This is a genomic window from Plantactinospora sp. KLBMP9567, from assembly GCF_033446045.1.
In the GTDB taxonomy this organism is placed as follows: Bacteria; Actinomycetota; Actinomycetes; order Mycobacteriales; family Micromonosporaceae; genus Plantactinospora.
The window spans coordinates 45,641-66,984 of sequence record NZ_JAWQRR010000021.1 but is presented as its reverse complement, the minus strand read 5'-3'; the positions used below and the strand labels follow the sequence as shown (position 1 = coordinate 66,984).

20 protein-coding genes and 1 tRNA gene are annotated in these 21,344 nt (G+C 72.4%); 11 read left to right on the top strand and 10 right to left on the bottom strand.

Annotated elements, in window-relative coordinates; all coding sequences use genetic code 11:
* Positions 1 to 124: 124 nt before the first annotated feature.
* Positions 125 to 201: transfer RNA gene (locus tag R6Y94_RS16560), tRNA-Thr, on the top strand.
* A gap of 31 nt (positions 202 to 232) precedes the next feature.
* Here the strand turns inward: R6Y94_RS16560 and R6Y94_RS45140 are convergent.
* The 3 genes from R6Y94_RS45140 to R6Y94_RS16545 form a co-directional block, all read right to left on the bottom strand.
* Positions 233 to 880, bottom strand: coding sequence for a hypothetical protein (locus tag R6Y94_RS45140; RefSeq protein ID WP_412102775.1), 648 nt, complete (start codon positions 878 to 880; stop codon positions 233 to 235).
* 75 nt (positions 881 to 955) lie between these two features.
* Positions 956 to 1,264 carry a hypothetical protein gene (locus tag R6Y94_RS16550; protein WP_318396754.1) on the bottom strand — a complete coding sequence of 103 codons (309 nt, stop codon included), beginning with the start codon at positions 1,262 to 1,264 and terminating at the stop codon, positions 956 to 958.
* Between the two features lie 3 nt (positions 1,265 to 1,267).
* On the bottom strand, positions 1,268 to 2,092 hold the full coding sequence (locus R6Y94_RS16545) for a hypothetical protein (RefSeq protein ID WP_318396753.1): 825 nt from the start codon (positions 2,090 to 2,092) through the stop codon (positions 1,268 to 1,270).
* Positions 2,093 to 2,302: 210 nt separating this feature from the next.
* Between R6Y94_RS16545 and lhgO the strand changes: the two genes are divergently transcribed.
* Together lhgO and R6Y94_RS16535 are read left to right on the top strand one after the other, a co-directional pair.
* Complete coding sequence (lhgO, locus tag R6Y94_RS16540; protein ID WP_318396752.1) at positions 2,303 to 3,493, top strand: L-2-hydroxyglutarate oxidase; 1,191 nt, start codon at positions 2,303 to 2,305, stop codon at positions 3,491 to 3,493.
* 126 nt (positions 3,494 to 3,619) lie between these two features.
* Positions 3,620 to 3,856, top strand: a complete 237-nt coding sequence (locus R6Y94_RS16535) for a hypothetical protein (RefSeq protein ID WP_318396751.1) — start codon at positions 3,620 to 3,622, stop codon at positions 3,854 to 3,856.
* 365 nt (positions 3,857 to 4,221) lie between these two features.
* Here the strand turns inward: R6Y94_RS16535 and R6Y94_RS16530 are convergent, their stop codons facing one another.
* Both R6Y94_RS16530 and R6Y94_RS16525 read right to left on the bottom strand, forming a co-directional pair.
* Positions 4,222 to 5,700: an FAD-dependent oxidoreductase gene (locus R6Y94_RS16530; RefSeq protein ID WP_318396750.1), complete on the bottom strand. Its 1,479-nt coding sequence runs from the start codon at positions 5,698 to 5,700 to the stop codon at positions 4,222 to 4,224.
* Positions 5,700 to 6,200 carry an MSMEG_6728 family protein gene (locus tag R6Y94_RS16525; RefSeq protein ID WP_318396749.1) on the bottom strand — a complete coding sequence of 167 codons (501 nt, stop codon included), beginning with the start codon at positions 6,198 to 6,200 and terminating at the stop codon, positions 5,700 to 5,702. Before R6Y94_RS16525 ends, R6Y94_RS16530 begins: the two co-directional genes overlap by 1 nt.
* Before the next feature lie 115 nt (positions 6,201 to 6,315).
* Here R6Y94_RS16525 and R6Y94_RS16520 point away from each other — a divergent pair, with 115 nt between their 5' ends.
* Positions 6,316 to 8,319 carry an NAD-binding protein gene (locus R6Y94_RS16520; RefSeq protein WP_318396748.1) on the top strand — a complete coding sequence of 668 codons (2,004 nt, stop codon included), beginning with the start codon at positions 6,316 to 6,318 and terminating at the stop codon, positions 8,317 to 8,319.
* Between the two features lie 45 nt (positions 8,320 to 8,364).
* Here the strand turns inward: R6Y94_RS16520 and R6Y94_RS16515 are convergent, their stop codons facing one another.
* Positions 8,365 to 9,621 carry a DUF4032 domain-containing protein gene (locus R6Y94_RS16515; RefSeq protein ID WP_412102774.1) on the bottom strand — a complete coding sequence of 419 codons (1,257 nt, stop codon included), beginning with the start codon at positions 9,619 to 9,621 and terminating at the stop codon, positions 8,365 to 8,367.
* 98 nt (positions 9,622 to 9,719) lie between these two features.
* Between R6Y94_RS16515 and R6Y94_RS16510 the strand changes: the two genes are divergently transcribed.
* From R6Y94_RS16510 to R6Y94_RS16500, 3 genes are all read left to right on the top strand, one after another.
* Complete coding sequence (locus R6Y94_RS16510) at positions 9,720 to 10,472, top strand: phosphatase PAP2 family protein (protein ID WP_318396746.1); 753 nt, start codon at positions 9,720 to 9,722, stop codon at positions 10,470 to 10,472.
* Positions 10,473 to 10,803: 331 nt separating this feature from the next.
* Positions 10,804 to 11,055, top strand: a complete 252-nt coding sequence (locus R6Y94_RS16505) for a hypothetical protein (RefSeq protein ID WP_318396745.1) — start codon at positions 10,804 to 10,806, stop codon at positions 11,053 to 11,055.
* 105 nt (positions 11,056 to 11,160) lie between these two features.
* Positions 11,161 to 12,378: a hypothetical protein gene (locus R6Y94_RS16500; RefSeq protein WP_318396744.1), complete on the top strand. Its 1,218-nt coding sequence runs from the start codon at positions 11,161 to 11,163 to the stop codon at positions 12,376 to 12,378.
* A 54-nt stretch (positions 12,379 to 12,432) separates the two neighbouring features.
* Here the strand turns inward: R6Y94_RS16500 and R6Y94_RS16495 are convergent, their stop codons facing one another.
* On the bottom strand, positions 12,433 to 13,026 hold the full coding sequence (locus R6Y94_RS16495; protein WP_318396743.1) for a DUF3105 domain-containing protein: 594 nt from the start codon (positions 13,024 to 13,026) through the stop codon (positions 12,433 to 12,435).
* Between the two features lie 560 nt (positions 13,027 to 13,586).
* On the opposite strand from R6Y94_RS16495, the gene R6Y94_RS16490 reads away from it, so the two are divergent.
* The 4 genes from R6Y94_RS16490 (at position 13,587) to R6Y94_RS16475 (ending at position 17,919) form a co-directional block, all read left to right on the top strand.
* A complete protein-coding gene (locus R6Y94_RS16490) occupies positions 13,587 to 13,781 on the top strand; it encodes a hypothetical protein (protein WP_318396742.1) in 195 nt (64 codons plus the stop codon).
* A gap of 230 nt (positions 13,782 to 14,011) precedes the next feature.
* A complete protein-coding gene (locus R6Y94_RS16485; protein ID WP_412102789.1) occupies positions 14,012 to 14,278 on the top strand; it encodes a DivIVA domain-containing protein in 267 nt (88 codons plus the stop codon).
* A gap of 199 nt (positions 14,279 to 14,477) precedes the next feature.
* Complete coding sequence (locus R6Y94_RS16480; protein ID WP_318396740.1) at positions 14,478 to 16,469, top strand: LamG-like jellyroll fold domain-containing protein; 1,992 nt, start codon at positions 14,478 to 14,480, stop codon at positions 16,467 to 16,469.
* 430 nt (positions 16,470 to 16,899) lie between these two features.
* A complete protein-coding gene (locus R6Y94_RS16475; RefSeq protein ID WP_318396739.1) occupies positions 16,900 to 17,919 on the top strand; it encodes an EI24 domain-containing protein in 1,020 nt (339 codons plus the stop codon).
* A gap of 105 nt (positions 17,920 to 18,024) precedes the next feature.
* Here R6Y94_RS16475 and nagA read toward each other — a convergent pair whose 3' ends face one another.
* The 3 genes from nagA to R6Y94_RS16460 all read right to left on the bottom strand — a co-directional run bounded on the left by nagA (position 18,025) and on the right by R6Y94_RS16460 (position 21,195).
* Entirely contained in the window at positions 18,025 to 19,149 is a 1,125-nt protein-coding gene (gene nagA, locus R6Y94_RS16470) for an N-acetylglucosamine-6-phosphate deacetylase (RefSeq protein ID WP_318396738.1), read from the bottom strand.
* 151 nt (positions 19,150 to 19,300) lie between these two features.
* Positions 19,301 to 20,269, bottom strand: a complete 969-nt coding sequence (locus R6Y94_RS16465) for an ROK family protein (protein ID WP_318396737.1) — start codon at positions 20,267 to 20,269, stop codon at positions 19,301 to 19,303.
* Positions 20,266 to 21,195 (bottom strand): sugar isomerase, encoded by a 930-nt coding sequence (locus R6Y94_RS16460; protein ID WP_318396736.1) that lies wholly within the window; start codon positions 21,193 to 21,195, stop codon positions 20,266 to 20,268. Before R6Y94_RS16460 ends, R6Y94_RS16465 begins: the two co-directional genes overlap by 4 nt.
* Positions 21,196 to 21,344 lie beyond the last annotated feature (149 nt).

Sequence of the window (21,344 nt, the reverse complement as noted above, 5' to 3'; positions counted from 1 at the left end):
ACATTTCGGGCATCTTGGCACGCTCCCCCACCAAGGGTGTGGGGTGCCGGCCGGTGTCGGGTATCGGAATCGGTGCCGCCCATGGTAGGAGGGCATCTGTGGCTATGCTGACCACGAACATCGCGCCCCTGTAGCTCAGTTGGCCAGAGCACTCGCCTTGTAAGCGAGTGGTCGTCGGTTCGAGTCCGACCGGGGGCTCCAATACCCTCCCGCCGGTGCCAGGATCACTGCGTCAGCCATGCCGGTGATTTGGTGGCGACGTTGTAGGCATCCTGGCGCGGGCCTGCGGCGTCGGGTCGACGACGCAGGCGGCGATCTGCCGTGGTCCCTCAGGCGTCACCACCGAGAGGGTCAGCAGGGTCGTACCGATGGGGCAGGTCGGGCCGGGCGGACCCGGCTCGCCCGTCGGCCCGGCGGGACCCTCCGGGCCGGCGGGACCCTGCGGCCCGTCCGGCCCGGTGGCGCCCGGCTCGCCGTTGGGGCCGCTGGGGCCGGGCGCACCGGCCGGACCGGGATCGCCCGGCGGTCCGGGCGGCCCGGGCTCGCCGGGCGGGCCCGGATCACCGGGTCTACCGTCCCGACCGGGCAATCCCGGTGGCCCGGGTGGGCCCTCCGGACCGGCCGGGCCCTGTTCGCCGCGCAGGTTGGCGGGGTCGACGACGCACTCGCCGCCAAGTTGGCGTACCTGCTGGCAGAGCTGCTCGGCGCCGGAGACGGCGGTCGCCGCACGGCGCTGCTCCACGGCGGCCTGCCGGTCGAGTCGCGCCCAGGCCCAGCCGCCCGTCGCCGCGATCAACGCGGTCGCCACGACCACGATGACGAACCGACGTCGGATGCGCCGGTCCATCCGACGGCGGAAGATCTCCGTCTCCTCGGTCATGCCGCCCTACCTCTCATAGAGCCCGACGGGTGGTGTTCGTACGGGCCTGCTCGCCGCGCCGACACCTCGTCGGGGTCATGCCGAGCTGTTCGGGCGGTAGCGGTGCAACTCGCGTTCGACGAGGGCGAGCGCGTCCTCGGCGGCCCGCCGCGCCCGGCGGGCCTCGTCCACGGCCTGTTGCAGCCCTTCCGCGCGCTGTTCGGCGGCATCGGTCCGGCGTGCGGCGTCGTCCGCGCGCTTCTCGGCGCGGTCGATCGCCTCCTGGTACTCCTTGCGATCAGCCCGGTTGGCATTGAGCAGGTACGCCACGATCATGACGAGCAGGCCCCCGACGCCGACGGCACCGACGCCGCCGGCGGGGAGGAGATTTGCCAGTTCACCCACACGTCAGCTCGCCGGGGTGCCGAGTTTCGCCGCCAGTTCCGTCGCCCGGTCGCCGAACGCGGTCTTCAGGGCGGCCGCGACGCTGTCCATGTCGCGCTGGCCGAGCCCGGCCAGGACCCCGTCGACGATGGCCTTCTCGTCAGTCGTGTCCTGGCCGACAGCGTCGAGCAGGGCCGCCTGGTTGACGGTCAACTGCTGGACCCGGGCCAGCAACTGCTGGATTCCGGTGTCGGCCATCACCTTGGTCTTGGTACGGGTTGCGATCTTGTCGATCGTCGCGTCGTCCACGTCTTCCTCCGTCGGGTCTCCGAGCGCGATCGTCAGGATCCGCTCCATCACGCGTCTGTCGGCGCAGGAGCGCCGGTCGAGGGTCAGGTGCCAGTGCCACAGGTGGCTGGAATCGCTGCTCGCGGCCCGGTTCCGTACGTTGTCCCAGCCGTCGACGACCTTGTCGCCGTCGACGTTGCCGTAGAACTCGCGTACCTCTTCGAGATGGCCGGCGCGCAGGGCGGCGTAGAGCCGTTTGCACTGCGCGACCATCTGGCCGGCCGACCCCGGCGTGAAGTCGACCCCGGCGATGTGTCGCTGTTGGACGGCGGTCAGCCCGGACTGCACGGTGTACGTCCGGGAGGTGCAGTACCGGGACTTGAGGATCCATTCCTGGGAGCGGTGGGCGCCGCGCAGGTGGTTGTTGTCACCCTTGGCGCCGAAGGCGCCCCGGGGACGTTTGGTACGTCGGCACAGTTCGTCGCCGAGCCAGTCCAGCTCCGGGGTGATGATCTCCCGACCCCACCATGATTCAGCCTGCAATTGTGCATAGGTCGGCATCGGACCTGCCTATTGTGAATGGTTCTCTAAAATTGGGGCGATTCAGACTAGTATTGATATTTGTCGTGACTTGCCAGGTTGCGGAAGAAACAGTCGTCAACCCGACAGTGTCGTAACGGGACACGCCCTGACCGGCGCATTCACGAACGCCTGCCGGAGCCCGGGCGGGCGCATACCATCGGCTCCGATGCCACCGGCCGGGGAGCGCGGATGACCAGGTACGTGATCGTGGGCGGCGGGATCCTCGGGCTCGCGGTGGCGCACCGGCTGCGTACCGCCCGGCCCCGGGACACGGTGACCGTGCTGGAGAAGGAGTCCGGCTGGGCCGCGCACCAGAGCGGCCACAACTCGGGCGTGATCCATGCCGGCGTCTACTACAAGCCGGGGAGTCTCAAGGCGACGCTGTGCCGGGCCGGCAGCGCCTCGATGCTGCGGTTCTGCGCCGAGCAGGAGCTGCCGTACGAGGTCTGCGGCAAGCTGATCGTCGCCGCCGAGGCCGGCGAACTGCCCCGACTGCACGCGCTGCACGAGCGGGCGGTCGCCAACGGGTTGCCGGTCACCCTGCTCAACGCGATCGAGGCGGCCGAGTACGAGCCGCACGTCGCCGCCGTTTCCGCGCTGCGGGTCGCCTCGACCGGGATCGCCGACTTCGGCGCGGTCTGCCGGAGGCTCGCCCACCTCCTCGCCGAGAGCGGTGCCGAGCTTCGCCGGAACACCACGGTCACCGGGATCCGCGGCCGGGCCGGCGGCGTACTCGTGAACACCAGCGCGGGGGAGGTGGCCGGCGACGTACTGGTGAACTGCGCGGGGCTGCACGCCGACCGGATCGCCCGGCTGGCCGGCATCGACCCGCCGGCCCGGATCGTGCCGTTCCGGGGCGAGTACTACGAGCTGGTTCCCGAGCGGCGGAAGCTGGTGCGTGGACTGATCTATCCGGTCCCCGACCCGCAGTTCCCGTTCCTCGGCGTACACCTGACGCGCATGATCGACGGCACCGTGCACGCCGGTCCGAACGCGGTGCTCGCCACCGCGCGCGAGGGCTACTCGTGGCGCCGGTTCGACCCGCGTGACGTCTGGGAGCAGGTCGGCTACTCCGGCCTGTGGGCGCTGGCCCGCCGGCACTACCGGTACGGGCTGGCCGAGGTGACCCGGTCACTCTCCCGGAAACGGTTCGCGGCCAGCCTGGGGCGGCTGGTGCCGGAGCTGACCGAGGCCGACATCGTCCCGGCCGGCGCCGGGGTACGCGCCCAGGCCGTACGCCCGGACGGCGGCCTGGTGGACGACTTCCTGATCGTCGAGGCGGAGCGGCAGGTGCACGTGCTCAACGCGCCCTCCCCGGCCGCGACCAGCTCGTTCGAGATCGCCCGGCACATCGTCGACCGGCTTCCCGCCGACCGCTGACGGGCTGTCGCCCCCGGCCCCGCCCCGGCCCCCGGCCCACCGGTCGCCGAGTGTCCACTGGTCATCACCGTCCGTCACCGGATCGGGCGATGGCGATCGTCGACCCGTGCCGGTGACACTGGCTTGGTGGACCGCCCCGGTGTCGCCTTCCTGCTGGTCGGAGTGGCGTTCGGCCTGTTCGTGGGCACCGCGTACGCGGTGGCCCGGCGGGCCTGGGTGGACTATCGCAAGACCCGGGCCACCCTGCCGGGGCTCCGGAAGACCGCGTGGACGGTGACCCGGATCGCTACCAGCCGTGGTGGCATCGTGTTGCTGATCTGCCTGGCCGCCGTCGGCTGGGCGGCCGTCGGCAGGCAACGCTGACCGCCGCAGGACCGAAGTGTCGCCAGGACAATGTTTCTGGCGCACGCTGTCGAGCTGGGTGCACAAACGGGGCGAGACATTCCGGACCGCTACCGAGCGGAAACCCGATCACCAGCCGCAGGTGTTGGCCGTCCGGGGACCGGGACCGGATCGAGCGGCGCAGCGGGCGGCTCGCGGGCGCACAGACGGGGCAGCTCGACAGGCGCGCGGACAGCCGCCTTCCGCTCGGCGCCGCCCGCCCGTCCCGGCCGTAGCGCGCCTGGCGACGCGGCCGGCGGCCAGGATCCGCGGCCGGGGCCAGATCCTGGCGAGGGAGGGCGCGGAGCGAACCAGTCGGTCGGGTTGGGGTGCCGGTCGGGCTGGGGTCAGGGCCGGCACCGACCGCGGGTAAGCAGGCCGTACTGGGGGATGGTCCGGATGGGCTCGGTCGCGGCACCGGCACGCCGGAGGATGTGGTTGGCGGCGAGCATCCCGGTCAGGGCGGCCCGCTCCAGCAGCGCGCTGGGCAACTCGGTGCGGATGCCGTCGCCGGCCAGATAGAGCCGGTCCGCGTCGGTGAGCACGCCGGGGCGGCCGGCCGAGCAGCCCGGGGGGAACGCCGGGGCCCGCCGCTCGACCCGGCAGCGCAGGTCGCGTACCGGCAGGCCGGCGACCTCCGGCCAGAGCCCGGCCAGTTCGGCGTGCATCCGCCGGGCCAGCTCCGGCGCGGGTACGCCGTCCGGGCAGGCGTACGCGTGCAGTTCCAGCACCGCTCCACCGGTCCGGGCGGCCCAGTCGCGTGCCTGCGCCTCGAGTCGGTGATAGAGGGTCACCGAGTCCAGGGTGGGTTGCCGGGACACCCCGCTGAAGACCGCCCGGTCCGGGGCCACGTCGCCGGCCAGCCAGTACCGGGCGACCGCGTACGGCGGGCCGGTGCCGAGCCGGGCCACCTGTCCGGCGAGTACCGGTGCCTGGACGGCCAGCTCCGGCGAACCGGCCAGCAGCGCGGTCAGGGCCGGCGGGTCCACGGCCAGTACGAGGTCGCGGGCCCGGTGCTGAACCCCGGCGCCGGTCTCCAGCCGCCAGCCGTCGCCGTCGGGCAGTACCGCCGTCACCGGCTGCTCGAGGAGGATCCGGGCACCGTGCCGGCGCAGGTGGCCGGCGAGCGGTCGCCAGATCGCCGACTCGTAGTCCCGGTCCGGGGCGTCGAAGCCGAGCCCTTCCGGGTTGCCGAGGAAATAGAAGTGGAAGTTGGCGACCAGTTCGGCGGCGGAGAGGTCCGCCTCGTGGTTGAAGAACGAGTGCGAGAAGACCTCGAAGAGCATCGCCCGGGCCCGGTCCGGCAACCGCAGCGCGTCGAGCAACTCCTCGGCGGTGCTGCCGTCGAATTCGGCGTACGTGCGTCGGGGGTGGTAGGCCAGCAGCGGCAGGGCCGCCCGGCCGTCCATCCTGGGCAGGTCACGCAGCCGCAGGCTGGGACTGCGGGCCAGCAGCGCGAACAGGCTCCACGGCGGCCTCGCCGGCAGCCGGGCGAAGTCCTCGGCCGGCCAGTCGGCGTGCAGCACCGGATAACCGGGTACCGGCCGGAGCAGGGCGAGCGCCGGATCGATCCGGCGCAGGACCGCCCGCAGGTTGTGGTACTGCCGGAAGAAGGCGTGGAAACCGTGGTCGACCGGTGCGACCGTGCCGTCGGTCAGCGTCTCCGGCCGGGTGTCCAGCCGGCCGCCGAGCCGCGGCCGGGCCTCCAGCACGGTGACCCGGACACCCCGCTCGGCGAGCACGACCGCCGCCGAGATCCCGGCGACGCCGCCACCCACCACCAGCGCGTCGGTGTCGCGTCGCACTCGCTCCGGCGGCGGTCGCATCAGGACTGCCCAGGAGGCGGAGCCGACGGCCGACAGGTTGGTGGGCGGTCGGAGGAGGGCCAGACGTACGGCACCTCCGGCACCCCGCCGAAGATCGGTCCATAGTGCACCGGATCCTTGCGCAGCAGTGCCGAGCGGTGACTCAGGTGCAGGTCCTCCCGGCCGATCCAGGGCGGCAGCTCACCTGCGGCGGCCAGCTCGTCCTGCCGGCGTACCCGGGTCAGGCCGCAGCCGGCGGCGAGGTCGGCGACGAGCGTGCCGGCGCAGGTGTCGGCCCGGCCGGTCGAGACCCACTCGGCGCAGACGTCCAGGCCGTACCGGACCAGCGCCTCCTCGTAGCCGGCCCACATCTTCACCGCGGGGTGGTGCCGCCAGCCGTAGCCGGGGCGGACCAGGCCGCGCAGCACCTGGATCGCCTCGACCCGCTGCTTACCCAGCCGCAGCCGGTCCAGGCTCCGGGCGGTCTGACCGAAGTCCGGATACGGCAGGAAGGTCTGCACCGGAGTGCACTACCCGTGACCGGGCCTTCCATTCTTCGACACGCTGGGTGATCGTGCTGCCCCGTCCGGTTTCCGGCGGGTCCCGTGTACTGATCACAGTGACTACCATCCGGGCATGGCGGATCTCTGGCGGACCCGGGCCCGGCGCGCTTTCGAGACGCAGTTGCGGGACGGCCTGCGGACCAACGGGGACCACCGCCCGCACTATGTGGTGTGCGGCCAGGACGCCCTCGCGGTCCATCTCGTCAGCGAGCTGCTGGGCAACGATCCGCAGAGCAGCGGCGTACGGGTGACCGTGATCGTGCCGTACCGCCGCCGGTCGGACGGGTCGGACATCCGGTCGGTCCGGGGCGTGCGGGTGATCCAGTCGGACCGGCTCGACGAGGAGACGTTCAAGACGGCCGGGCTGGTCGGGGCGACCGGTCTGGCGCTGCTGCACCAGGACGACGTGGGCAACATCCACGCGGCCCTCTGCGCCCAGGAGGTCGAACCGGACCTCCGGGTGGTGCTGCGGATGTTCAACATGAGCCTCGGCAACGGCATCCGCCAGCTCTTCCCGAACAGCGCCGTACTCTCCGACGCCTCGATGGCCGCGCCCGCCTTCGTCGCGGCGGCGCTCGGCGAGGTCGCACCGTCGTACTTCCGGCACGGCGGTCGTACCCTCTTCGTCGCGTCCCGCGCCGAGGTCCGGCCGGAGCAGGTGGTCTGCGGCCTGGCCGACACCCGGGACCCGCACCACCCGGTGGTGCTGCCCGCCGATCCGGCGGACGCCGACCTGGTACTCGGCGAGGCGGTCGGCCAGGTCGGCACCGAGCAGGCCACCCGGCGGCGGCTGCTGCGCACCCAGCGGCCGGGGCGGCGCCGCACCTCGGTACTGCTCCGGGCAGTACGCTCGTTCGCCACCCGAAAGATCGGGATGGCCACCATCGCGGTGCTGATCGTGGTGGTGGTGCTCGGCTTCCTGCTCTCCTTCGCCGAGGACACCAGCATCGGAAACGCGATCTACCTGACGATGGTGACCACGATCGTCGGCGCCGATCCGGACGTGCACAAGGGCGCGGCGGCCCAGGTCCTCCAGGTGGTGCTGAACCTGGCTGGCCTGGCGCTGATTCCGCTGATCACCGCCGCGGTGGTGGACGGGATCGTCAAGGCCCGGCTGGCGCTGGACGCCGGGCTGCTGCCGAGCGAGCGCAACGGGCACGTCGTGGTGGTCGGGCTGGGCAACGTCGGTACCCGGGTGATGTGGCAGCTCAACGACCTCGGCGTCGAGGTGGTCGCCATCGACAAGGACCCGGAGGCGCGGGGCGCGGCGGTCGCCCGGCGGTTGAACATCCCGCTGATCGTCGGGGACGCCGCCCGGGAGGAGACCCTGGACACCGCCTCGGTGGGTACCGCCCAGGCTCTGGTGGTGGTCTCCACCGACGACGTGACCAACCTCCAGGCGGCGCTGAACGCCCGGGCGCTCCGCGCCGACCTGCGGGTGGTGCTGCGGCTCTCCGACGGCGACTTCGCGCAGCGGATCCAGAAGACCTTCCGGATCGGGGTCTCCCGCAGCGTCTCCTACCTGGCCGCGCCGTCGTTCTCGGCGGCCCTGCTCAACCGGGCGGTGATCGCGACGATCCCGGTGGCCCGGCACGCGCTGCTGGTCGCGGAGGTGCCGATCGCGCCCGGCGCGGTACTGGCCGGGCAGGAACTCCGGGTGGTCAGCCAGGCGGAGTGGGTCCGGGTGATCGCGCTGACCGGTGCCGGCCAACGGCGCTCCGAGTGGTCCCCGCCGCCGGGGCACCAGCTCCGGCCCGGGGACGTGTTGACCGTGGTGGTCCGGCGGGCCGGACTGAATCGCCTGCTCAGAGAGGCGAGTACCCCGCTGCCACCGCCGTCCGAGCCGAGCGGGGGATCGGCGGGCCGGCCGGGTGAACCGGCGGGCCGGTCGTCGGATCCGAGCCGGCCCAGCCGGCGGACCGTAGCCCGGCAGTCCGGACGGGCGGCGTCCCGGGATCGCGGCGGTGAGCAGTCCGGCCAGCCGGGGCGGGCGGGCACCCGGGGTCAGCCCGGTCGTCCGGCTCGGCGGGGGGCGCCGAGTCCGCCACCGGCCGGCCGGCCCGATCCCCCGCACTAGACGGCGGTGATCCTGAGGATCGGTGCACCTCGACGATCCTGAGGATCAGCGCACCTCGACGCCGAGTACGGCCTGCTCGTCGGGGCGGTGCACCAGCTCGTCGGCGAGGAACGACTGCACGGCCGGGGCCAGCCCGACGTCCCGGCCGGCGCGTTCGGAGAGCCGCCAACGGTGCTCGATGACCTGCACGAAGAGTTCGGCCGGTTCGAGTTTTCCGCGCAGGTGTGCCGGCACCGCCCGGACCACCGGCTCGAAGACCTCGGTCAGCCAGCGGTGCGCCGCCTGCTGCTCGTCGGTGAGGTCGCTCTCCGCCCGGTAGGTGTCCAGGTCGTTGAGGAGCCGCCGGGCCTGGTTCTCCTCGGCGTCCAGCCCGGTCAGCCGGAGCAGCCGGCGGCTGTGGTAGCCGGCGTCGACCACCTTGGGCCGGACCAGGTAGCGGCCGTTGTCCACCACCGACATCGCCACCTCGGCGACGTCGAAGCCGAGTTCGTTGAGCCGGCGGATCCGGCCCTCGATGTCGTGCCGGGCCTCCCGCTCGATCTGCTGCTCGTAGGTGATCTCGTGCCACAGCCGCTGGTAGCGCTGGACCACCTCCTCGCAGACGACCTCCGGGTCGATCGAGGGGTGCAGCAGCCCGGCGGCCTCCAGGTCCAGCGCCTCGCCGAAGATGTTGACCCGGGCGATCTCCAGGTCCTCGTCCCGTTGCCCGTTGGAGAGCCGGGGGTGCAGCGCGCCGGTCTCGGCGTCGACCAGATAGGCGGCGAACGCACCGGCGTCCCGCCGGAACAGGGTGTTGGACAGCGAGCAGTCGCCCCAGAAGAAACCGGTCAGGTGCATCCGGACGATCAGCGCGGCCAGCGCGTCGAGCAGCCGGTTCAGCGTCTCGGGGCGCAGCGTGTGCGAGAAGAGCGCCCGGTAGGGAAGCGAGAATTGCAGGTGCCGGGTGATCAGCACCGGGTCGAGCGGCTCGCCTCGCTCGTCCTGCCGGTCGGCGACGATCGCGACCGCCTGCACGGACGGGAAGTCGATCCGTTCCAGCGAGCGGAGCAGGTCGTATTCCCGCTCGGCCACCCGTTCGCCGGTCTCCTTGACCGCGTACACGGTGCCGGCGAGGCGGACGAATCGCACGATGTGCCGGGAGATTCCCTGGGGTAGCGCCACCAACTGGTCGGCGGGCCACTGCTCCAGCGGGGTCGACCAGGGAAGGTCGAGCAGCGCCGGGTCGACGAGGGCCGAGGTGATCCGCACGGCAACAAGCATGCCGGTCCGGGCCGCCGCGCGCCGCCTCACGTGTGCGGGCACACATCGCCGGCCGTCACCCGCGGGTCAGCGGGGCGGAAACCGGCCGGCCGCCGTCCTGCGCCGGCTCCGGGGCGGCCGGCCCGGTAGCGTGGTCGGGTATGCGGGAGACCACGACGGTACGCCGACCACTGCGGCTGCGCCCCGTCCGTCCGGCCGGTTGGTGGCTGGACGGCGTACTGGTCGCGGCGGTGGTCGCGCTGACCGCCGCGCTCGCCGCCGGCCAGTTGCTCGGGCTCGATCTGGCGGTACGGGACTGGGTCGACGCGCACCGGCCGGGGCCGGCGTACTGGGTGGCCCGGGTCCTCAACTCGCTGGGCCAGGGCGGCTGGTTCCTGATGCCGATCGCGTTCGGGCTGGCGGTGCTGGTCGGCTGGCGTACTCGGTCCGTCCGGCCGCTGCTGGTGCCGATCGGCGCGTTCGCGCTGACCTCGTTCACCATCGGCCCGCTGAAGCTGTGGCTGGACCGGGGCTATCCGCACAACTTCGAGCTGGCGCACCCGGAGGAGCTGTTCAGCGACCCGGTGGACGGCATGGCATACCCGTCGGGGCATGTGGCGAACGCCATCGTCTGGTACGCGGCGATCGCGCTGCTGCTCGGCGCGCTGCTGCGTACGCTCGGCCGGCCCGACGCCCCGACCGGGCTGTACGCCGGGATCCGGGTGGCGCCCCCGGTCATCGTCTTCTGCACCACCACCTACCTGGGCTGGCACTGGATCACCGACTCGGTCGCCGGGCTGCTGCTCGGGCTCTTCCTCGGCCGGCTGCTCGACCGGGTGCCGTGGGACGACGTACCGTTGCCGGCCCTGCCCGGTGGGGTGCACCGACGCGGAGTGTTCACCGACGACCTCTAGGTTCCCCGTTTCGCCGCGCTGGTCGATTGCGCTGTGCGCGCCGTCGGCCCCGGCCAATATCCCCGAACCGGTCACCGGGACGAAACTGATATGTCCGGCGAGCGTGATACCACGGAGTCATCACGATGACTCCGTGGTATCACCGCCGCATTGAAGATGCCCGGCCGCCGGGGCCGCCGCCGGGGCCGCCGTGCACGGTGCCGCCACGACTACCCACTGGGGGCCGCACCGAAAACGTCGCCCGGAGTGCGGGCATACCCTCCTGGTCCGAGGCCGGTGATGCTACTGACGGGTGACGCGGATGCGGACCTTTTCTCCTAGCGTCGGCCGCATGAAGAAGGCTCTTGGCGCCGTCGGAATCCTGTTCGGGCTCTATCTGATCGTTCGTGCCGTCGCCGAGCCGTTCGTGATCGACATGACCGATCCGGCCAGCTACCGGCAGGACTGGGGCGGGCCGAGCCTGGCCGGGGTACTCCTGGTCCACTGTGGTCCCGGCCTCGTCTCCGCGGTGCTGATCGGGCTGGCCGCGCGTTCGTGGTGGCGACGCCGGTCACCAGTCGGGCGGAGCCGGGACGGCGAATGAGCGCCGATCTCCATCGCGCCGCCTCTCCTCGGCACTTCCGGCGAGTTTGTTTGGTGACCGGGCAACCTCTTGCGCGCCTCGCCGCTCCAGGGGCAGAGTTCAGTCATGTCGACTCAACTGGAGCCGGAGATATGGCTTAGGGACTACGCGATCCTGGCCTTACGCGTCAACAAATCGTTGACTAAGTCGACCGGTGGGACCGTGCTCATCTATCGGGGCGCCGCCGAGTGGAGCGCCCAGGTCGAGGACGAGGCGCCGAGGCCACCCGCCGAGCTGATCGAGGACTGCGCACACCTGCTGCGCGAGATGCCCTTCGTCGGGACCCGGGCGGCCCACCTGTCCGGTCAGCTCCGCGCGATGCGGGCGATGGTCGGCGGCGCGGACGGCGCGCGTCCGCCGTTGGAGGAGTACGCCAGGCAGTGTCTCGGCGTGGCGGCCACCTGGCAGCCGGAGACGGTTTTCGCGGTGGCGCACGACCAGCTCGACGGCGCCCTGCCCGCCGGAGGGTCACTGGCAGCCCGCCTGCACCGCTGGCAGCAGACGTACACCCTGCCGCCGGACCGCTCGGACCGGCTGCCGGAGCTGGTGCACCGCGCCATCGCCGAAACCCGTGCCCGCACCGAGGCGATCGTGCCGCTGCCCGCGGACACCGCCGTCGAGTGCGTCCTGGACCCCGGCCCGCACCGGGGTCACTACCAGGGCGGGCGGCGAGCGACGCTCTACATCTGCGACAGCGTCCCGGTCAACCTCGCCGACCTGCTGTACGTCGTCGCGCACGAGGGGTTCCCGGGGCACATCGCCGAGTCCATGCTGAAGGAGATCCACCTGGTCGAGGGAGCGGGCCTCCCGGAGCATCAGGTCCGATTCATGATCTCGCCGTCCTTCGTGCTGAGCGAAGGGCTCGGGCTGCACGCGCAGGAGATCGTCTTTCCCGGCGACGAGGCGCAGCGGTGGCTGACCGACAACATCCTGAGCCCACTCGGAATCTGCCCGGACGGCAGCGACTTCGCCGCGATCCACGACGCCCGGAACGTGCTCTGGGGCGCCTGGGGCAACGCCGCGTTCCTCGCGGCCGAGGGACGGCCGGACGCGGAGATCGTCGACTACCTGACGCGTTGGGCCCTGGTCACCGACGCGGAGGCGAGGTGGGCCGTGGACTTCGTCCGCACCCCCGGGATGAACGTCTACGTCCTCGGCTACTACCACGGCTGGCGACTGCTGCGGCCCTGGCTCGACCACCCCGAGAGAGCCGCCCGGGTACGCCGCCTGCTCACCGAGCCGGTACTCCTGACCGAGCTGGACGACGACCCGGACCGGCAGTGACGCGCCTCGGGGACGCCGCCCCGACCGGTTCGCGTGGCCGGGACGGTCCGCCCGTTACCGGGTGGTGGTGATCCCGCCGCCGCAGGGCGCCCCGGGCTCGATCGCGGCGGTCTGCCGGTAGGCGGAGATGAACGCGGCGATCGCGTCGTCGTCGGCGTCGTCGACGGTGAGCTGGTAGCCCCAGGCCTGGAGCGAGATCGGTGTCGACTGGCCCGGGTACGGGCTCAGCATCATGTGCGACAGCCCGCGTACCCGGTCGATGAGCTTGCCCACATCGGACGCCGGCAGGCCCGGCCGGTACGTGATCCACACCGCGCCGTGTTCCAGGCTGTGTACGGCGTTGCCGTCCTCGATCGGCGCGGTGTAGACGTCGCCGTTGCAGTTCTGCCACCGTTGGAAGTGCGGTCCGCCGGCCGGTGGGGTCATCGGGTAGCTCACCGGCTCCTGGACGTGGTCCGGTGAGAGCGCCCCGGGGTTCGTCTCCCGATAGTTGATCACCCTGGAGAGGTCCCCGCCGCTTCCGCCGTCTCGCTGCTGGTACCAGAGGAACGCGCCCACCCCGCAGACGAGCAGCAGGAGCAGGGCCACCCCGCCGGCCACGATTCCGATGATCAGCCCGGTACGCGACCCCGACTTCGGGGCCGGCACCGGCTGGCCGTCCTGGTACGGGTACCCCGGCTGTCCGTAGCCGGGCGGCGGAAGCGGCGGTTGGCCGGGCGGCTGGCCGTACCCGGGCTGAGGCTGCCCGTATCCCTGTTGCGGTATGGGCGGGGTGCCGTAGCCCGACTCGGTTCCGGCTGACGGATATCCGGGTTGTGGCGGGTACGGTGCGACGCCGGGGGCGGGCTGCGGCGACACTGACGGGTAGCCGGGTGGCGTCGGGAACTGTCCGGGCACCGGTGGTGGTCCGGCAGGCGGGCCGTATCCCGGCGGCAGCGGGCCCGGCGGGGAGGCCGGCGATTGCTCGGCTGGCGGTTCAGGGTCGCTCATCGTGATTCGCCTCCGACCGGTGCGCGGGCCACGATCCTACCCAGGGCGTACGCGTCGCGTCGTCGAGCCGGATCCGACGCCGGCCGCGCCGCGCTCTCCATCCGCTATGGACGCCCCTGCGCACTGCGGTCGGACCGGGCACCCCACCCGGTGGCGTCGATTGGCCTTCCGGACCGATCTACCCAGCACGCTCGGCTGCGGCGAGCCCCGACCTCTTCGTGTCATACGCAATAGAGGCGAGGATCGACAATACCGAGACGACGATTCCGGTCTATCTATACAACTACGGCAATGCTCCCGCGACCGACGTGACCGTGGCCTTCGACGCCAGCGGGCTGCGCGACGTAACGATCAAGGCGTGGGAGTACGCCGAGGAGTGCAAGCTCGCGGGTGCGGTCGTGACGTGCGAGTAGCCCGACCTCGCACCCGGGCAGACCGAGATGGTCTATCCGTTCACGCCGGCCAGCAAGCCACGATCGGAGCCAGGTCCGGCGGGCACGGTGAAGGCGATCATTCGGGGCGTGGCGCCCGACGGCACCACCTACAGCGGTGGCGGCGATCTCGACGTCACGATCCCGCCATCTCTTCCGAAAGGACCAAAGTGGGACGCGAGAAGGTGTCGGCAGCGGCCCGAGGGGACACGCTGAGCCATCCAGCCCGGCAGCCTGTCCAGCCGGTCCAGGTCCGTGCGGCCACGTTCCGTTCGCGGTGGCGCGGCCTCGACCCGGAGCAGGTGTACGCCTACCTGCGCCGCCTCGCCGACGAACTGGAGGACCTGCGGCGGGCCGAGAGCGCCGCCCGAGCCGAGGCGGAGCTTATCCGGCAGGGGCTGCGACACTGCCAGTCACGGCACGCCCGATGCTGGTTCGTCGACCCGGTTCGGCGTACGCCGAACCGGGGGCCGTGGTGAGCGCAACCGGGCTCGATCTGTTTCGCGCCTGGCGATGTTGTCCAAGATCTATCACGTTGATACAGTCATCGCCTGATGGCTCAGCGTAGCCACGTCAATCGGGGGTTCCATGCATACTCGGCGTGCCCGCCTTTGGCCCACCACCCGCGGTTGGCGGCTTTCGGCGCTGCCGACCATTTCCGCCGTCCTGATCGCCGGCATGGTCCTGGCCCCCGCCGGCCCGGCCGCCGCGTCGCCGACGCAGGATCGGTTCGAGCGGTCGAACCAACCGGTGCCGCGCCTCGCGACCGGCCGTAACGCAAAGCCGAACGCGCTGGCGGACCCCAAGTCGGACGGTAAGCCCTGTGCGACCGGAGCCGCACGGCCGTACGTGCTGACCACCACCCCGTTCCTGACCGGCCGGCAGTCCGATCCGGACACCGGGCAGCAGTCGTTGACCACCTGGTTCCACTGGTGGGCACTTGGCGGCGCCCGGAACGACGTCGACACGGTGTCGCAGGCGTCCGGCAACCCGTCAGCGGTGGCGAAGGCGATTCCCTCCGGCCGCCTGGTGCACGGTGGCACGTACGCGTGGCAGGCCCGCACCTCCGACGGCTCCCGGTACGGTGCCTGGTCCGGCGTCTGCGAGTTCACCGTCGACGTCACCCCGCCACCGATGCCCGGCAACGTGACGTCGACCGACTACCCGGACGACGGCGCCCGGCACGGCGCGGTCGGCTGGCCGGGGGTGTTCGAGATCGCGGCACCCGAGGTGGATCCGCACGAGGTCGAGGCGTACGCCTGGACCTTCGACTCGGGGACGCTGCCGACGACCGCCGACACGATCCCGGCCCGGTCGACCGACCACGGGGCCACGTTGACGGTCGGCCCGCCCCGCGACGGGATCAACATGCTCCGGGTGTGGTCGAAGGACCGCGCCGGCCGGTTCTCGACCCAGGCGCGGATCTACACGTTCTCGGTGCGGGCGCCGTGGGGGCCGGCCGCGCACTGGACCTTCGAGGAGACCGGCGGTGACGCCGTCGACGTGAGCGGACACGGCAACACGGCCGCCCTCGACGCCTCCGCCACCCGGGTGCCGGGACGCTCCGGCGTCGGCACGGCACTGGCGCTGGACGGCAGCGCGGCCGGCACGGTGAGCGGGCCGGTGACGCTGACCCGCCCGGGTGAGAGCACGGCGGCGCCGGTCCGGACGGATGCGGACTTCACGGTGGCCGCCTGGGCCAGGATCACCTCGCCGGCCGGCCCCGCAGACCAGGTCGTACTGGCCGGGAACGGCACGCGCACCTTCGCGTACTCGTTGAGCTACGCGGGCGACGTCGAGCGGTGGCGGTTTTCGATGACCGGCGCCGACACGGACGACCCGGCCGTGTCCTCGGTGACCTCCGACGCTGCCGCCGTGCCGGGGAAGTGGACGCATCTGGCCGGGGTCTACCAGGCGGCGACCCGGGCGCTGACCCTCTATGTCGACGGGGTCGCGCAGAGCACGACCACCGTGTTGACGGGTGGCTTCGGCGCCACCACCGACACCACGATCGGCAAGCGCCGGTGGAACGGTGCCGACCAGGGGTTCTTCACCGGCGCGGTGGACGACGTACGGCTCTACGACTACCCCGAGACCCCGGCGAAGCTCGCCGGGCTGGCCGTACCGCTGCCACCCGCAATCACCTTCCCCGGTGGAGCCGTGGCCGATGCCGGCGGCCAGTTGACCGTCGTCTTCGACGCCCGTGGCGACACCAACGTGACGAGATTCCGGTACAGCGTCGGTGATGCCGGGCTGGGTACCGAGGTGGCGGCGACGGAGCCGGGTGGCACGGCGACGGTGACGTTCGACGTCGGCAGCCTGTACGGCGACCGGTCGGTGTTCGCGGTTGCGGTCGACAGCGGCAACCGCGTCAGCGGCCTGGCGCGCGGGGAGTTCACCGTGATCGGGCAGCCGTACCTCACCGGCACCGTGATCGACGTCGAGACGTTCATGCCGGTCCCGGGCGCGACGGTGCGACTGGAACCGGGCGGCTTCGAGTCGACCACCGGTCCCGACGGGGTCTACTCCTTCACCGGCATCCCTGCCGGCACCTACACCGTGTCGACCAGCCACGAGGGGCGCTGCGCCGGCGTAACGATCGATGTCCCCCCGTCAGGGACGTATTTCGACCTCTACCTGTTGCCGTGCCCCGGGGTTGGAAGGGGCTGAATCGGAACCGTAGCTGAGCGGGTAGCGGCTCAGGGCCCACGACGCGGGACCCTCCGCCGGACCGTCGCGGTAAAGCCAAAGGAGTAGCGCCGGCCGGCCCGGCCTGATGCCACGCCGTCCGAAGGGGAGTGTCAACCAACGGGATCGGGACTAAAATGTTCAACGATTCGGGGCGAGCGGTCCTCACACGTCAGGGTGGCCGTTTCGTTCCGACGGTCACGCCTTCCCCGATGCGCGAGAGGTCATCGAGAGGCAGATGCTTACGCCCGATCCGGGATTTCCGCTTCCACCCCGTCCGGTCGAAGTAGACGATCGCGCCGCCCAGTTCCCGGACCTCCTCCACCAGCAGGTCGTTCCGGCCGAGGCGGCGATGCTGGCTCCAGCGGAACAGCCCTCCGTCGCTCCGGAACGGCAGTGGATCCCTCGGCAGATGCCGGTCCCCGACGTCGAGGCGGTACGCCAAACCGGCCGCGCGGTGGCCGACGGAGCGGCGCAGGCTGCCGCGTCGGTGGCGTCCGGAGCGGCCCGGACGGCGCGTACCGCCGCCTACCGGGGCACCCGGCCGATCGTGAACTTCGCCGCCGGGATCGGTTACTTCTTCCGGGGCTGCGGGCGGTTCCTCGGCAGCCCGGCACTCTGGCCCTACGCCGTGGCCCCGCTCGTGCTGCTGCCGTTGGCCATGTTCGGCATCGCGCACACGGTCGGGTCCGGTGCCTTCGCCGTGATCGATTGGTTCACCGGCGGCTGGCCACAGTGGATCCACGACACCGTCGGTGAGATCCTGCTCTGGGGCGTACGGATCGGCGTACACTTCGCCCTCGGCTATCTCGTACTGCCGCTGAGCATTGTGCTCGGCGCCCCCTGTTACGTACTGCTCGCCCGCCGGCTGGAGCGTCGGCTCGGCCCGGTCGAGCCGACCGCCGCCACCGGTGCTGGTGCTGGTGTCACCGGCCGGACCCCCTCGTTGTGGCGGGCGTCCGGGGTTGCCATCCGGCAGGCCGTCCTGGTCACCATCGTGGTGCAGCTCGGTTGGCTGCTGCTGGTGCCACTGCTGCTCGTGCCGGGGCTGAACGTCTTCGTCGCGGTCGGCGCGGTCGCCACCTTCAACGGGTTCCTGGTCGGACTCCTGATGCTGGCGATCCCGCTGCACCACCACGGCACGGCGACGTTCCGGGGGCAGCTCCGGGCGGTCTGGCGGCACCGGGCCAGCGCGATCGGGTTCGGTGCCACCAGTGCGCTGCTGCTCGGCGTACCGGTCACGCCGCTACGCGCCCTCGTCGCGCCGATGGTCTTCACCGGAGCGGTACTGCTGCACCGGCGGATGCGCCGGGCCGACCTGGTGGCCCTGGGTGCCCCGGTCGCCCCGGCCCACGTCGAGCCACCATCCGGTACGGCCGTCGCGGTGGCCCGACCCGAACTGCCGCCCGGCCCCGCGACCGCCCAGCGATAAAACCGCCGGACCCGATCACGGCCCTTCCTCCGATCGAGCGACGCGGACGGTAGTCGGAGTCGCCGGCAGGTCCGCCCCGGGCGGGCGCGGATCCGGCGGGGGTGGTCAGTCGCCGACCCACTCGCCGGCACGCATCACCTGGACGACGTTCAGGTCGTCGTCCAGCACCACGAGATCGGCTCGCCAACCCGGCATCAGGGCACCGATCCGCTCGCCGAGCCCGATCGCCCTGGCCGGGGTGGTCGCGGCCATCCGGCAGGCGTCCACGATCGGGACACCGGCCGCCACCGCCGCGCGCAGCGCCGCGTCCATGGTCAGCACGCTGCCGGCGATCGCACCCGGCGAGGAGTCCGAGGTGGCCAACCGGACGGTGCCGCCGGCCACCACCACCGGCTGGCCGCCCAGTTCGTACTCACCGTCCGGCATTCCGGCGGCGGCCATCGCGTCGGTGATCAACGCGGCCCGGTCCGGGCCGGCCACCCCGGCGGCGAACGCCAGGGTGCCGTGGTGCAGGTGTACGCCGTCGGCGACCAGCTCGCAGACCACGTTGGGCGAGCCGAGCAGCGCGAAGACCGGCCCCGGCTCCCGGTGGTGCGCGCTGGGCATGCCGTTGAACAGGTGGGTCGCCACGGTCGCCCCGGCGAGCACCCCGGCACCGGTCTGCTCGTACGTGGCGTCGGTGTGCCCGATCGCCGCGACGACCCGCCGGGAGACGAGCAGTTCGATCGCGGCCAGCGCGCCCGGCAACTCGGGGGCGAGGGTGACCATCCGGACCGTACCGTCGCCGAGGGCGAGCAGCTCGGTCAGCTCGTCCAGGGACGGGTCGCGGAGGAACTTCGGATTCTGCGCACCGCACCGTACCCCGGACAGATAGGGCCCCTCGTAGTGGACGCCGGCGAGTACGCCCTCCTTGACCAGCGGGGCGAACGCCTCGGTGGCGTCCCGCATCAGCTCGTACGGCGAACTGACCAGGCTGGCCAGGATGCTGGTGGTGCCGTGCGAGAGGTGGAACGCGGCGGCGGCCCGGGCCTCGTCGGCGTCCCCGGTGGTGAAGGTGTGCCCGCCGCCACCGTGGCTGTGCATGTCCACGAAGCCGGGCACGACCCAGTGCCCGTCCCGGATGGACGGATATTCGGCGACCGCCGAGATCCGTTCGCCGTCCAGCTCCACGCATCCCTGCCGGATCACGCCGGTCGGGGTTACCACCTTGCCACTGACCCGGACGGTCATGTCGTCTCCTCGCTGCGCTCGTCGTCGCCAGGACATATCAGACCGGGCCGACCGACGATCTCGTCAGGCTCGGTCATGTCGTCGTGGTTGCGTCGCGCCGATGGCCGGAACGGCTCGTGACGGGCCGGCCGAGCAGGGCGGCGTGGCCCGCTCACGGCCGGTTGAGGGTGTCGAGGGCGAGCAGCGCGGCGCCGAGGGAGCCGGCCTCGTCGCCGAGGGCCGCCCGCAGCAGCCGGGGTTCGGTCTGGAAGGTCAGCCGTTGCCGCAGCGCCACGCCGAGCGGGTCGAGCAGGTCGGCGCCGGCCTCGGCCAGCCCGCCGCCGAGCACCACGACCTCGGTGTCGTAGAGCGCCTGGGCGATGGCCAGCCCGTCGGCCAGGGCGTCGATCGTCTCCCGCCACACCCGGGCCGCAGTCTCCTCACCGCCGGCCGCCCGGGCGACCACCTCGGCGGCGGTCGCCGGAATGCCGGTCAGCGTCGCGTAGCGCCGGCCGACCGCGGCGGCCGAGGCGACCGCCTCCAGGCAGCCGAGCCGGCCGCAGCCGCAGCGCGGCCCGTCGGGGCGTACCACGACGTGGCCCAGCTCGCCGGCGGCGCCGTGCGCGCCCCCGAAGGCCGACCCGTCGACCACGTGCGCGGCGGCGATCCCGGTGCCGATGGCGAGGAAGAGCACGTGCCGGGTGCCCCGCCCGGCGCCGAGTCGGGCCTCGGCGAGTCCGCCCACCCGCACGTCGTGGCCGAGCGCCGCGGGCAGGCCGAGCCGCGCAATGACCAGCTCCCGCAGGGGTACGTCCCGGAAGCCCAGGTTGGCCGACCAGACCGCCCGGCCGGTGGTCTCGTCGACCACCCCCGGCACGGCGAGCCCGACCGCGACCGGGGTGAGCCCGTCGGCCCGGGCCTTGCCGGCGAGTCCTTCGGCGACGTCGAGGATGCTCTCCACCACGGCCGCTGGGCCGCGCTCGGCCCGGGTGTGGTGCCGTTCGGTGTGCGCGACGCGTCCGTCCGGTCGGACCAGGGCGCACTTCATCCCGGTCCCGCCGACGTCGAGCGCGACGACCACGTCTCCGGGCGGGGCCTGGCCGGTGGCGGCGCTGGTCGCCGGCACGGCGGGTTCGGTCACGCGAGCACCACGGACCGGCTGAGGTGCCGGGGCGCGTCCGGGTCGAGACCGCGCCCCTTGGCCAGGGCGACCGCGAAGCGCTGCGCCAGGATCAGGTCGGCCATCGGATCCAGCGGCGGCCGGCCCGCGGCCCAACCGCCGATCACCGCGTGTACGCCGTTGGTCCGGCTGTGCACGAACGCCGCCCCGGTGGCCGCGATGTCCTCGGCCAGCCCGTCGGGGATCTCGCCGAACGCCCAGACCACCCGACCCGGTCCGGCGATCGAGATCGGGCCGTGCCGGTAGTCCATCGCCGGGTACGCCTCGGCCCAGGCGGTGGCCGTCTCACGGCACTTGAGCGCCGCCTCGTGGGCGATCCCGACCGTCCAGCCCTTGCCGAGGAAGGTGATCTGCTCCACCCGGGCGGGGTCGAACGGCAGCGGGGCGCGTACCGCCACCTCGGCGTCGGCGGCCAGTGCGGTGATCCCGGTGCCGAGGTGGGCCCGGAGCAGGGCCAGAGCGCTGGTGGCGAACCGGGTCTGCACCACCGAGCGCTCGTCGGCGAAGGGCATCGCGACGGCCTGCTCGGCGAGATTTACGGCCGGCGAGCCGGGGTCGCCGACAATCACGGTGTTCGGCCGGCGCCCGCCGAGCGCGGAGAGGACGTCCAGCACCTCGGTGGTGGTGCCGGACCGGGTGATTGCCACGACCCGGTCGTACCGGCGGTCGAGCGGGAATTCGGAGGCCTGGAAGGCGTCGGTCTCGCCGTGCCCGGCGCGCTCGCGCAGCCCGGCGTACGCCATCGCCATGAACCAGGAGGTGCCGCAGCCGACCACGGCGACCCGTTCGCCGGGTCGGGGCAGTGCGGCGGCGGAGTCGGCGGCCAGCGCGGCGGCCTGCCGCCAGCACTCGGGTTGACTGGCGATCTCCGCGTCGACGTGGCCCATCTCAGCTCCTCGCGGGCGGGAGACCGCACCGGCGGGGCGGCGCCATGTGACGGCGGACCGGCCTGCGCAATACGGCTCGGTTTGACGATCTTTCGCGCGTTATTCTGCGCGAAACATAACGGTCGTGGCAACCGTGCGCAGCTTTGCGC

What these genes read in the sequence shown, in the direction of transcription:
- R6Y94_RS45140 (WP_412102775.1), bottom strand. Translation starts at nt 880, where the DNA reads ATGACCGAGGAGACGGAGATCTTCCGCCGTCGGATGGACCGGCGCATC.
- R6Y94_RS16545 (WP_318396753.1), bottom strand. Translation starts at nt 2,092, where the DNA reads ATGCCGACCTATGCACAATTGCAGGCTGAATCATGGTGGGGTCGGGAG.
- lhgO (WP_318396752.1), top strand. Translation starts at nt 2,303, where the DNA reads ATGACCAGGTACGTGATCGTGGGCGGCGGGATCCTCGGGCTCGCGGTG.
- R6Y94_RS16530 (WP_318396750.1), bottom strand. Translation starts at nt 5,700, where the DNA reads ATGCGACCGCCGCCGGAGCGAGTGCGACGCGACACCGACGCGCTGGTG.
- R6Y94_RS16520 (WP_318396748.1), top strand. Translation starts at nt 6,316, where the DNA reads ATGGCGGATCTCTGGCGGACCCGGGCCCGGCGCGCTTTCGAGACGCAG.
- R6Y94_RS16510 (WP_318396746.1), top strand. Translation starts at nt 9,720, where the DNA reads ATGCGGGAGACCACGACGGTACGCCGACCACTGCGGCTGCGCCCCGTC.
- R6Y94_RS16505 (WP_318396745.1), top strand. Translation starts at nt 10,804, where the DNA reads ATGAAGAAGGCTCTTGGCGCCGTCGGAATCCTGTTCGGGCTCTATCTG.
- R6Y94_RS16500 (WP_318396744.1), top strand. Translation starts at nt 11,161, where the DNA reads ATGTCGACTCAACTGGAGCCGGAGATATGGCTTAGGGACTACGCGATC.
- R6Y94_RS16480 (WP_318396740.1), top strand. Translation starts at nt 14,478, where the DNA reads ATGGTCCTGGCCCCCGCCGGCCCGGCCGCCGCGTCGCCGACGCAGGAT.
- R6Y94_RS16475 (WP_318396739.1), top strand. Translation starts at nt 16,900, where the DNA reads ATGCCGGTCCCCGACGTCGAGGCGGTACGCCAAACCGGCCGCGCGGTG.
- nagA (WP_318396738.1), bottom strand. Translation starts at nt 19,149, where the DNA reads ATGACCGTCCGGGTCAGTGGCAAGGTGGTAACCCCGACCGGCGTGATC.
- R6Y94_RS16460 (WP_318396736.1), bottom strand. Translation starts at nt 21,195, where the DNA reads ATGGGCCACGTCGACGCGGAGATCGCCAGTCAACCCGAGTGCTGGCGG.